We start from the raw sequence: 12556 nt of genomic DNA on the forward strand, positions 1-12556 counted from the left end.
CTATACAATTCAGAAATCTTTTATGCATTTACACAAAATATTTTACGCTCTCCTTTAACCATTTATGGTTATGTTTCAATGTCAACATTCTACTTAGTTAGCCAATGGTTAACTAAGTATGGAGAAATGACTTTTCATATGACACTTGCAAATGCGCGGTATTTAGTCAGTATTTATAGTATTGGATCCATTGTTGGTGTTGTTTTAATGACCTTACTAAGCCGACTGCACATTAGACCAACTGTTTTAATGTTAAGTAATACAAGTATTTCGCTAGTTACATTGATTGCGATGACAACGATCTTCCGTCCAATAGTTCTTTTTGTGGGTTCTTTTACTATTGGTTTTTCCGCTGCTGGTGGAGTTATGCAAGTTGGTCTAACTGTTATGAGTAAACTTTTTCCAAAGAAAAAAGGCTTAATTACAGGAATTTATTATACGGCGGGCAGTCTTTCTTCTTTTTCCATTCCGATTATTACGGGGTATCTTTACCACTTTAGTGTGTGGTACATTATGTTGCTTGACTGTTTTATCGCGTTTTTAGGTGTTTTAATTAGTACTATTGTGGTATTTAATACAAAAAAATTAATTTAGATTAATAAATTTGTTATGATTTTTGATTTTAAATACGAATTTTTAATTATAGGTAGTGTTGTGGTGTGGAAAGAAAATGGCTATATCAGTATCGTACTGGCGATTTCTATGTTGAACCATACATGCTGAATCATTTAAATATTTTGCATGGTGGTGAGTTGGTTAGACAATGTGATAGTGCAATTGGTTTATTGGCATCGGCATATGCGGGTACCAGTGTTTTAACTGCCGCGATTAAAGAGTTTTCTTTTAAAAGACGATCACAAATAGGTGATCATATTAATTTTGAAGTTTCATTAATTGAAACAAGTTCCAGAACAATGACATTTTACGCAACTATTAATTTAGAAAGACTTAATGGTACCAATTTAAAGGTCGGTGAAACTATTTTTATTTTTGTAGCCGTAAATAAAGATTTCAAGCCAATTACTATACCCACCTTTACGCCTAAAGATATAAATCAAAAACAGTTTATAAAAAGGATTAAGCAACAATTTCATTTATAAACTAAATCTATTAAATTACTGGGGGGTTATTTCTCCTTATGCTCAAAGAAACACAAATAAGGGAATACCCCTATTATTATTTAACGCCCTGCAATTTAATCACAGCAGTAATGAAATCGGTTACAATTGGAGAAGACCTGAAAAGAGCTGATAGTTTAAAGACAGGAGGACATTAAGATGCATTGGGGATTATTTGCCGCGGCGTTATTGCCGATTATTTGGTTGATTTTTTCATTAGGTGTTTTGAAAATGTCGGGTAGTAAAGCATGTACGTTGGGATTAATTCTAACTATTATACTTGCCATTGTGGTGTTCGATATGTCATGGCTTGATAGTTTGACTGCTGCTTTGGAAGGTGCTGTGATGGGTATTTGGCCGATTGTTTATATTATTATTGCTGCTGTTTTTACTTACAATTTAACAACGGCTAGTGGCAGCATGAAGACTATTCGTTCCGGATTGTCTGGTATTACCAATGATAAACGGCTATTGGTGTTGATTATTGCGTGGGGATTTGGGGGTTTTTTAGAAGCAATTGCCGGCTTTGGTACTGCAGTTGCTATTCCAGCAAGTATTTTAATGGCGTTTGGTGTTAATCCGATTTTGGCTGCGACGATTTGCTTAATTGCTAATACGACACCGACTGCCTTTGGTGCAATTGGGTTACCGGTCATTACGCTTGCACAAATTGCAAAATTAGATGTCATTCATTTATCTTATTTAGTCACCGTGCAGATGCTACCATTAATTGTCATTATCCCGTTTGTTTTAGTTGCTTTAATCGGTGGTGGCATCAAAGCAATCCGTGAAGTTTGGGCGCCAACATTGGCGGCTGGTTTAGCTTTTGGAATCCCGCAGATTATTGTTGCTCGTTATTTAGGTGCTGAATTACCTGCAATTATTGGTGCATTGGTATGTATTATCGTCACAGTTTGGTTTGCTCGCCGCTATGAAAAAAAGCGACCTAGTGAAGCAAAAGTAACAGCGAACTTACCATCAACCAAACAGTTTGCTTTAGCTGCGATGCCATTCATACTGGTTTTTGTTTTTGTCATGTTGGCGTCACCTTTAGTGCCACCACTCAATCACTTTTTAGTTAGCATTAAATCAGCAATCACGATTTATACGGGGTCGGGAGCTGCACCTTATGTATTTAATTGGGTTTCGACACCAGGGACGTTGATTATTATTGCGACTATTATCGGTGGTCTAATTCAAAAAATGAAATTGGGACAGATTTTTAAAATTTTAGGAAAGACAGCTGTTCAAATGGTACAAACTTTGATTACAGTTTGTGCAATTGTCGCTTTGGCAAAAGTTATGGGTTACAGTGGTATGATTTCCGTCATTGCGGCAACGCTAGTTAGTCTGCTAGGTGCGTTCTATCCGGTGATCTCGCCTTTAATTGGTGCTTTAGGCACTTTTGTAACCGGCTCGGATACTTCTGCCAACGTGTTATTTGGTAGTTTACAGCGTCAAGCAGCAGCGGCGTTACATGATAGCCGTTACTGGGTAGTTGCTGCAAATGCTGTTGGGGCAACTGCAGGTAAAATGATTTCGCCACAAAGTATTGCTGTAGCATCTGCTGCAACCAATTTGCAAGGACAAGAAGGTAATATCCTCAAGCGTAGCATGACCTATTTTTTAGGTTATTTAGTCATTATTTGTCTGTGGATATTTGTGGCCGGATTAATGGTTGGTGCGTTGCATATCTAGATAAATATCAAATTTATTGTTAATAATTAAAGCCAGGACAGAAGTGAAATACTTTTGCTCTGGCTTTGTTTTGCTCAACTTTTCAGTTGGTTTAAAACTTAGTATAATAATAAGCAAACCAAGCGAACGGATGGTAGGCATGGAGTTAACGGAAAAAGCACCAGCAAAAATTAATTTAAGTTTAGATGCTATTTCGCGCCACTTAGATGGTCAATATGAGTGGGAAATGGTAATGACCTCAGTTGATCTTGCTGATTACGTTAGGCTAACACCAACGCGGTCAGCAACGATCACATTACGGACTAATAGCGGTTTTCTACCAGTTGATCAACGTAATTTAGCCTTGCAAGCAGCGCTGTTACTACAGAAAACAGCGCGGGTAACTACCGGTGCGTCAATTATGATTGATAAGCACATCCCGGTAGCAGCTGGTTTAGGCGGTGGTAGTACGGATGCTGCAGCTGTCTTACGCGGATTGAACAGTCTGTGGCGATTAAAATGGTCACCAGCAAAATTGGCTCAACTAGGCGCTGCAATTGATTCGGATGTGCCTTACTGTGTTTATTCACAGACTGCGCTGGTTACTGGTGTTGGTGATCAAATCCATTTGTTACCTAAATTACCCCCTTTTGGGGTAGTTTTAGCTAAGCCGCGCGTTGGCATTTCGACTTCGCGTTTGTTGCGGAGGATTAATGATGTGTCACAGTTAACGCACCCGCCAGTAGCAACGATGGTTCGGGCCATTGAACAAGCAGACTATTCGGGGATAGTTAATAATATGGGGAATGCACTGGCAACTGTCAGTCAGCAATATTATCCTCAGATTGCGCACGTACAACGGCAAATGTTGCGCTTTGGGGCAGATGCAGTTCAAATGAGTGGCAGTGGGCCAACCGTTTTTGGTTTGTGTACTAAATATTCTCGTGCGCAGCATATTTTTAACAGTATGAAAGGTTTTTGTCGTGATGTTTATTTGGTACGACCGCTGTAAAAAATAGACAAATCTTTGGCTATATTTAAATTTGCACCGATAAATCCTCTGTTTTACTAGCTTTTTTGATAAAAAGGCGAACTATTTTGCTTAAAAGTTAATAAATGCTAGTTTTTTTGCGATAAAGTCTATATAATGGACAAGCGAATGCTTTGAAATGAGGTGGATTTGTTGAAAGTAAGACGAAGTGAACGATTAATTGATATTACGCATTATTTATTAGAGCGGCCCCATACATTAGTGCCGCTGACTTTTTTTGCTAAACGTTATGAATCAGCAAAATCGTCAATTAGTGAAGATCTAGGAATTGTTAGGCGAACTTTTAAAGGCCGGGGAACTGGGATTTTACAAACTATTCCAGGCGCTGCTGGTGGCGTGCGTTTTATTCCGACGATTGCCCCAGCTGAGGCGACTGAATTCATCCGGGCAATGGCCATTGAACTTTCTGATAAAAGTCGATTGTTACCAGGTGGGTATGTTTATTTGTCTGATTTATTAGGGCAGCCCAAAGTACTTCGAGCAGTTGGACGTTTAATTGCAACACAGTACGCACAACAGCAAGTTGATGCGGTAATGACAGTTGCTACTAAAGGTGTTCCGATTGCGCAAAGTGTTTCAGCTTACTTAAATGTACCTTTTGTGATTGTCCGCCGTGATTCTAAAATTACTGAAGGTCCCACTGTTAGCGTTAACTATGTGTCAGGTTCTTCACGTCGTGTTGAAAAGATGGAATTATCCAAACGGAGCCTAAGTCAAAATTCACGTGTCTTAGTGGTTGATGATTTCATTAAAGGTGGCGGTACAGTTAATGGAATGAAGAGCTTGATTGAAGAATTTGATTCGCAATTAGTCGGTATTACTGTTTTTGCAGAATCACTTTTTTCAGGAAAGCGGCCAATTTCAGACTACACAGCTTTATTAGCAGTCGATCAGGTTGATGATCAGGCTAAGATGCTGCACGTTAAAGCAGGTAATTATTTAGAACGGACATTTAACTAATCTTAGCTATTATGTAGTCCCTTTAAAAACAATGGCCATAAACGTGAATTAATCCGATTTTTTAGTTTTTATCGGGTTATAAGCTGAGTTAAGTTCGTCTTTGGTTTTTTTGTTTGTCCGACAGCACTTGTCAGTTATTTGTGACTAAGCTATGATAAATAAGTGTTATTCAGGATGGGTGATTCCGCCCTAATATTTTTGGATGATAGGTTGATTCTGGAATAGAGGTAAGAAAATGACGGCAAAATACACGATAATTTTAGCGGCTGGTCAAGGAACACGAATGAAATCAAAGTTAACTAAAGTGCTTCATCCTGTTTGTGGTCGGCCAATGGTCGATCACGTATTAACGCAGGCTGAACAATTACAGCCAGACAAAATTGTGACTGTGATTGGCCATGGTGCTGATCAAGTTAAAACCGTGTTGGGAAAGCGGACAGATTATGCCCGCCAAGCAGTACAAAAAGGGTCTGGAGATGCTGTCTTACAGGCAGAGGCCCAGTTAGGTGACAAAACCGGCATGACCATGGTGGTCAGTGGTGATACGCCACTTTTAACGGCAAAAACGTTTGAACAGTTATTTGAATATCATCGGGAAAAAGGGGCTAAAGCGACAGTATTGACAGCTGTTGCACCTGATCCAACCGGGTATGGTCGAATTGTCCGCAATGATTTAGGTGTTGTTGAAAAAATTGTGGAACAAAAGGACGCTACGCGAGAAGAAGCAGCTATCAAAGAAATTAACACAGGTGTTTATTGCTTTGATAATGCAACTTTATTCAAAGCATTACATGAAGTTGGTAATGATAATGCCCAAGGGGAGTATTACTTAACAGATGTTATTGGTATTTTAAAAGCTAAGGGAGAAATTGTCGCAGCTTATAAGATGAAGAACTTTGCGGAATCGCTAGGAGTTAATACGCGACAGGCTTTAGCACAAGCGACCACCATTATGCAACAACGGATTAACCAACAGCATATGGCAGCTGGGGTGACTTTAGTTGATCCGGCGGCAACGCACATTGATGTGGGCGTTGAAATTGGGCGCGATACAACGATTGAAGCCAATGTTACGATTAAGGGAAATACCACCATTGGCGAAGATTGCACTATCACTTCAGGTTCAGCTTTAACTGATGCAACAATTGGTAATGATGTTCAGATTACCAGTTCAACCATTGAAGCTTCCACAATGCATGATCACAGTAATATTGGCCCAATGAGCCATTTGCGGCCAGAATCTGACATTGGCGAACATGTTCATATCGGTAATTTCTGTGAAGTTAAGAAAGCACAATTAGGCGCTTATACTAAAATGGGTCATTTAACCTATGTTGGTAATGCTACTTTAGGAAAACACATTAATATTGGTTGCGGTGTTGTTTTTGTGAACTACGATGGTTTGCATAAGCACCAGACATCAGTAGGCGACTGGGCATTTATTGGCAGTAATTCTAATTTAGTTGCGCCAGTTAAAGTCGCAGACCATGCCTTTATTGCAGCTGGTTCAACGATTACAGATAATATTAATTTCCATGACATGGCCATTGCCCGGGCCCGGCAGGTGAATAAGCCCGATTATTGGAACAAGCTGCCTCACGAACCTGAAAATTAGCCTTTAATGAAAAAAGCGTTAGTTTTGGCTGACTAGCTTGCTTTGTCGGCTAAAATTACCTATTATTTAATTGTGGGTTTAATTACAGGTCATTAAATTAAAGATGGAGGCTCTCATGTCAGAACATTATTTCGATCCAAAGCTAAAGATTTTTGCTTTGAATTCAAACAAACCGTTGGCACAAAAAATTGCTGATGAGGTTGGTGTTGAGCTGGGAAAGACGACTGTCGACAAATTTAGCGATGGTGAAATCCGGATCAATATCGAAGAAAGCATTCGTGGCGACAATGTTTACGTCATTCAATCAACTTCCGCACCGGTAAACGATAATCTTATGGAATTAATGATCATGATTGATGCACTGCGGCGCGCGTCTGCAGAGTCGATCAATGTGGTAATACCATATTATGGCTATGCGCGGCAAGACCGTAAGGCAAGATCACGTGAACCAATCACGGCTAAATTGGTTGCAAACATGCTGACGATGGCAGGTGCAACTCGAATTTTGGCGTTAGATTTACATGCTGCCCAAATTCAAGGTTTCTTTGATATTCCAGTTGATCACTTAATGGGAGCACCTTTAATTGCTGATTATTTCTTATCCAATGGCGTTAGCGATGATGCAGTAGTCGTCTCACCAGATCATGGAGGCGTCACCCGGGCACGTAAACTGGCAGAATTCTTAAAAGCGCCACTAGCCATTATTGATAAACGGCGGCCACGGGCGAACGTTGCTGAAGTGATGAACATTATTGGTGATGTTAAAGGTAAAAAGTGTGTGTTAATCGATGATATGATCGATACGGCAGGAACCATTACCTTAGGTGCTCAAGCATTGATGGATGCGGGTGCCACGGTAGTTTATGCCAGTGCTACACACGCTGTCTTATCTGGACCAGCCATTGAGCGGATTTCTAACTCGCCGATTAAACAGTTGGTTGTGACGGATTCCATTCAATTGCCGCAAGAAAAACTGATTGATAAAGTTGTTCAAATCTCAGTAGGACCATTAATCGGGGATGCCATTAAACGAATCCATGAGAATAAACCAGTGAGTCCCTTGTTTGAAAATAAATTTCATAAAGAGCTTAAGTATAATTAAATTTAATGTTAAATCACGATAAACGTGTTGGGTGAGTGGGATGACTGCGCACCCAACACGTTTTTTTAAAGGGAATGGATGAGGCTAGTGTGGTGGTTAAGCGGATTTTTTCTAATTTTGGCAATTGGCGCATGTTGGCGAAATCACTTTTGGCTGGGCAGTTATAGTGTACTTTTAGCCCTTGGTTTAGGTGGTTGGCAGTTAGGCCAAGACGTGATAGCTATTTGCTTCACACGTTATTGGCTATTTTGGTTTAGTATTGCCAGTTTAAGTTTGTGGTTTGTTGGTGGTTGGTTGATTTATTTTGGTCAGCAACGTGTTAAGCACACTCAAAAGCAATTAATTTACCGGGGACTACAAGGTGTTGGCTTGGTCAGTTTTTTTTTACCAATCTTCACTTATGTTGGACCGCGCTGGTTGGTTGACTTACTGTGGTTGAGCTGCGGATACTTTGCCGGGGGCTTTTTAGCTTATATTTTGGCTTCTTTGTTGTTACAGTTAGTTCCAAAGCCGACACCTACTTATTTAGTTGTTTTAGGCTCGGGTTTGCAACCAGACGGGCAATTAACGCAGACATTAAGCAATCGCGTTCAACTTGCTGTGGCGCTATTGACTAATACTACAAGTCAAATCGTTTTATCTGGTGGTCAAGGTGCGGATGAACCTGAACCCGAGGCTATCGCGATGGCTAAGGCTATACTTGCTCAAGGTGTTGCTGCAGATAGACTGCATTTAGAAACGCAATCAACGTCGACTTGGGAAAATTTGCGTTTTTCATTTGCTTTAGTGCCAGCAAATGCGCAAATTGGGATTGTGACTAGTAATTTTCATTTATTGCGGGCCCAATTGTACAGTCGGCGGCTGAAACGGTCTTGCAGTTATTATGCAGCATTGGCACCTGGAAAAGCTTTTATACTGGGAAGCTTACGCGATTATTTGGCGCTGCTAGTACTAACTGGTTGGTGGCAATTAAGTGGGTGGTTATTGTGCCTAGTGACGGTTTGTTTTTTAGTGTAGGCTTGCAGAACCCACTAACTTAAGCTACCATTAGCATATTGTGAAAACGGAATGTTAACGGGATAATCGGAGGCAGTAACATGGCAAAAACATCCATTTATGGATTAGATAAACAAGCATTAATTGATTGGTTTATCGCGCATGGCGATAAAAAGTTTCGGGCAACACAGGTTTGGGATTGGCTTTACGTTAAGCGGGTGACTAGTTTTGCTGCAATGACCAATTTGTCAAAGGCAACTAGTGCCTTACTGACGGAAAATTTTGATTTTAGTCCGCTAGTGCCATTAGAAGTGCAAGAAGCACCTAATCATGAAACGACAAAGTATTTATTTCAATTGGCAGATAAGCAATTAATTGAAACGGTTTTGATGCGGCATGATTATGGGTTGTCGGTTTGTGTAACAACGCAAGTAGGATGCAACATGGGTTGTACTTTCTGTGCAAGTGGCCTAGTTGCTAAACAACGTAATTTAACTACTGGTGAAATTGTTGCACAGGTGATGCAAATCCAGCATTATTTAGACGATCAAAATGCAGGTGAGCGAGTAAGTCATGTTGTGGTAATGGGAATCGGTGAACCTTTTGACAATTTCACGCATGTTATGCGCTTTTTAAGCATTATCAATGATCAAAAAGGATTGGCAATCGGTGCCCGGCACATCACAGTTTCGACTTGTGGCCTAGCAGATAAAATCCGCGAATTTGCGGATTATGATACCCAGGTGAATTTAGCAATTTCACTTCATGCACCTAATGATACTCTGCGTAACCGGCTGATGCGGATTAACCGCAAATGGAATTTGGAAAAATTATTCGCCGCTGTGCATTATTACCTAGACAAAACTAACCGGCGAATTGATTTTGAATACATTATGCTAAATGATGTCAATGACCATCAAGAAGAAGCTTTTCAACTTGCAGCCTTATTAAAAGACATTCACCGTTTGGCATACGTCAATTTAATTCCGTATAATCCAGTTGCTGAACATGCGCAGTACTCTCGTAGTCCTAAAAAACGGGTGATGGCATTTTATAACACGTTGAAGCAGCAAGGAATTAATGTGCAAATTCGGCGTGAATTTGGCACAGACATTGATGCTGCTTGCGGCCAACTACGCACTAAGAAAATGAAGTCCAATCAGCAACATAAAAAAGCTTAAGCGCATGAATAAATAAAGCAGTGACGTGACCGGTTTTAAGCCGGTGACATCACTGCTTTTTGGTTAAACATAGGGATTAAAGTACTGCTTCAATTATGATTGGCAAGTGATTGCTAAGGGACACTAACGCTCAACAGTAACCTGCTTGTTCGTTTACTTTATGGAATTAATGTGCCATTTAAAATGTGATTTTGGAAAGCTTGGTAGCTTGCGGCAAATAGGTTGCCCGTTTTTTCGGTGGTCAGCATTTCCTTTGGGAAAAAGAAGCGTTCATCACCAGTCATTTTACCGCTGATAGCTGCGACAATGTCACTTAACAATGATAGCTCGATTAAACTGCCATCTGGTTGGATAATTTCAATCTGTGTTTTCGGATTAGCCGCATTGGGATCGTAAGCATCATAAGGCAGATCAAAACTATTGTTAATTGCAGTATAGTATGTGGTATCATAGCCCACAGCAGCGATCAACCGGCGCATTTGTGGCAATAACTTTTTGGTACTTTGCGTGACGCTGACTGATTTAAATGGTTTGCGGTTTAAAAAGCGTTTAGCTAAATCACTGAGAATGGGGTCGCTAAAATCTGTGCAACGAATAAAGTAAGTGGTTAAAACACCATCGTCTAGTTTTAAATAATCGCTTAAGGTAAAGTTGTTTTCTAAGAAAGGTAACAACAAATAAGGGGTATTTTCCGCTGGTAGCTGACCTTGGTCGTGTAATACTTTTACCCGTTGGAGTAAATGTTGTAAAATCATTTCCATTGCGCGAGAAACCGGGTGAAAATAAACTTGCATGTACATTTGGAAACGGCTGAGAATGTAATCTTCAACGGCGTGCATGCCATCCATGGAAAAAGCAACGCCGTCGCGGTAAGGCTGCATCATGCGCAAAATTCGAGTTAAGTCAAATTTGCCATATTCTGTTCCAGTGTTATAGGCGTCACGTAATAGGTAGTCCATACGATCAGCGTCAATTTGGCTGGAAATGATTTGAACAACTTGTGGGTTGGGATAATCGTGCGTGATAACGCTGGCTACTTGCTTAGGAAAAGCTGGACTGACGCGGTGCAAAACAGCGTTAACTTCAGTTTGTGGTGAGGTCAGAATTTCACTGGTTAATTTTTCATGATCAGTGCCAAAAATGTGTTCAAATGTATGTGAATAAGGACCATGACCGATGTCGTGTAATAAAGCGGCACACAGCACGACAAGTCGTTCATGGTCATCCCATAAGCCATCTCCTGGCCGTTGAGAAGGAAAATTACGTTCAAAATGATTACAAATTTGGCGGGCTATTTCATACACGCCTAATGAATGGCTGAAACGCGTGTGTTCAGCGCCGTGGAAAGTAAAAGACGCGGTGCCTAATTGTTTAATTCGGCGGAGGCGCTGGAATTCTTTAGTATTGATTAAATCTAGAATAATCTGGTGCTGAACGTGAATATAATTATGAACGGGATCGCGAAAAACTTTTTCCCGGGGTAATAGTTGTTTACTGTAATCCATGTTAACTTCCTTTGTAAAAATAATAGGTGATTTACTTCAATTATACCGTTTTAAAGTACAGACTGCGACTAATTGAAAAAGTCGCCATGGTACGCAGATTGACCCAAGCCTGATATAATAGAAACAGATAGAATGATAAAAAAGGTGGCAATAATTATGGAGCTTTCAGCGAGCTTGCCGATTATGATTCATTTAGAAACAATCGTGCAGCAAAATGGTGACTCAACCCAGCATGTTTTTGATGAGCCAGGGCAACTAGTTCAAGTTGGCCGTTCTTTGTACATTCGCTACAAAGAAACTTCTGAAGACGATGGGTCACAGATTCCCGTAACGATGAAGTTGGAAGGCGATGGTGATGTCAAATTAACTCGGGGAGCGCAAAGTACCGGCCAACGGTTGCAATTGCATTTTAGCCGGAACACACGCGTAATTGCCCGTTACCAAACACCCTACGGCATCATTCCCATTGAAACAGTCACGCCGCGTTTAGATGTGCGCATTAAGGAGCGGCCAGTTTCTGGTGAAATTTACATTGAATACCAACTTTTTGGTGGTAATGACCATTTAGGTGATTATCGTCTGCGGTTGGCTTTTACAGCTTGATATTGCTTTTTTGATTTTGACAGCGTATGATGTAGAATAGACTGCTGAAAGGACGTGTACCTGTTGAAACTCGACGTTTTTAAGGGACAAAAAAAAGACGAATTATCAATGATCGAAGTGGCACATGCAATTTTGGAGCAAAAAGGTGATGTGATGCCTTTTGCTGACTTAGTTAATGCAATTCAGAACTACCTAGATGAAAGTGATCGGGAAGTCCGGAATCGTCTGTCACAATTTTATACAGATTTAAACGTTGACGGTAGCTTTATTTCATTAGGTGAAAACGTTTGGGGTTTGCGTTCGTGGTACCCCTTTGATTCAGTCGATGAAGAAGTTAACCATCCGGAAGATGATGACGAACAGCCGCAGCGTAAACGGCGTAAAAAGGTCAATGCTTTCTTAGCGGATGTCAGCGATGATGACGACGTCATTGATTATAATGACGATGATCCTGAAGATAATGATGATGACTTGGATGATGAAGCTGAATATGTTAACACCAATGACCAGCAATTAACCAACGTCGATGGTGATAGCGATGATGATCCTGATGATGGCTTGCCAGATGGCATTGAAGGTGAGTTAGCTGAATTCAGTGACGAAGATGTCGATGATGAACATGATTTCAGCGCTGATGATGATGAACAAGATGATCAAGAAAACGATGACGATGACAAAGCTTAAGCAATTTTAGAAAGTGACGATTAGTCCTTGACGCTAAAGTGAATTCAAGGTATCATATTGCTTG

12 protein-coding genes are annotated in these 12556 nt (G+C 40.4%); 11 read left to right on the top strand and 1 reads right to left on the bottom strand.

Annotated elements, in window-relative coordinates:
- The 9 genes from FC24_RS01285 to rlmN all read left to right on the top strand — a co-directional run.
- The coding region (locus FC24_RS01285; RefSeq protein WP_157059063.1) for an MFS transporter at positions 1-594 on the top strand (594 nt) is incomplete at its 5' end.
- 65 nt (positions 595-659) lie between these two features.
- Positions 660-1100: an acyl-CoA thioesterase gene (locus FC24_RS01290; RefSeq protein ID WP_057873064.1), complete on the top strand. Its 441-nt coding sequence runs from the start codon at positions 660-662 to the stop codon at positions 1098-1100.
- Positions 1101-1277: 177 nt separating this feature from the next.
- Positions 1278-2816 (top strand): L-lactate permease, encoded by a 1539-nt coding sequence (locus FC24_RS01295; RefSeq protein WP_057873065.1) that lies wholly within the window; start codon positions 1278-1280, stop codon positions 2814-2816.
- Between the two features lie 139 nt (positions 2817-2955).
- Entirely contained in the window at positions 2956-3807 is an 852-nt protein-coding gene (gene ispE / locus FC24_RS01300; RefSeq protein WP_057873066.1) for a 4-(cytidine 5'-diphospho)-2-C-methyl-D-erythritol kinase, read from the top strand.
- A gap of 171 nt (positions 3808-3978) precedes the next feature.
- The gene (purR, locus tag FC24_RS01305) at positions 3979-4806 is read left to right on the top strand and encodes a pur operon repressor (protein WP_057873067.1); all 828 of its coding nucleotides are present in this window, start codon (positions 3979-3981) and stop codon (positions 4804-4806) included.
- 235 nt (positions 4807-5041) lie between these two features.
- A complete protein-coding gene (gene glmU / locus FC24_RS01310) occupies positions 5042-6421 on the top strand; it encodes a bifunctional UDP-N-acetylglucosamine diphosphorylase/glucosamine-1-phosphate N-acetyltransferase GlmU (protein ID WP_057873068.1) in 1380 nt (459 codons plus the stop codon).
- A 115-nt stretch (positions 6422-6536) separates the two neighbouring features.
- Positions 6537-7523 (top strand): ribose-phosphate diphosphokinase, encoded by a 987-nt coding sequence (locus tag FC24_RS01315; RefSeq protein ID WP_057873069.1) that lies wholly within the window; start codon positions 6537-6539, stop codon positions 7521-7523.
- 117 nt (positions 7524-7640) lie between these two features.
- On the top strand, positions 7641-8540 hold the full coding sequence (locus FC24_RS01320) for a YdcF family protein (RefSeq protein WP_162257001.1): 900 nt from the start codon (positions 7641-7643) through the stop codon (positions 8538-8540).
- Between the two features lie 80 nt (positions 8541-8620).
- The gene (gene rlmN, locus FC24_RS01325) at positions 8621-9700 is read left to right on the top strand and encodes a dual-specificity RNA methyltransferase RlmN (RefSeq protein WP_057873071.1); all 1080 of its coding nucleotides are present in this window, start codon (positions 8621-8623) and stop codon (positions 9698-9700) included.
- A gap of 158 nt (positions 9701-9858) precedes the next feature.
- Here rlmN and FC24_RS01330 read toward each other — a convergent pair whose 3' ends face one another.
- Positions 9859-11205, bottom strand: a complete 1347-nt coding sequence (locus tag FC24_RS01330; protein ID WP_057873072.1) for an HD domain-containing protein — start codon at positions 11203-11205, stop codon at positions 9859-9861.
- A gap of 156 nt (positions 11206-11361) precedes the next feature.
- Here FC24_RS01330 and FC24_RS01335 point away from each other — a divergent pair, with 156 nt between their 5' ends.
- Together FC24_RS01335 and rpoE are read left to right on the top strand one after the other, a co-directional pair.
- A complete protein-coding gene (locus FC24_RS01335; protein WP_057873073.1) occupies positions 11362-11808 on the top strand; it encodes a YwiB family protein in 447 nt (148 codons plus the stop codon).
- A gap of 63 nt (positions 11809-11871) precedes the next feature.
- A complete protein-coding gene (rpoE, locus tag FC24_RS01340; protein WP_057873074.1) occupies positions 11872-12492 on the top strand; it encodes a DNA-directed RNA polymerase subunit delta in 621 nt (206 codons plus the stop codon).
- Positions 12493-12556: the final 64 nt, after the last annotated feature.

The sequence above is a fragment of the Loigolactobacillus rennini DSM 20253 genome, assembly GCF_001436505.1.
Lineage (GTDB): Bacteria > Bacillota > Bacilli > Lactobacillales > Lactobacillaceae > Loigolactobacillus > Loigolactobacillus rennini.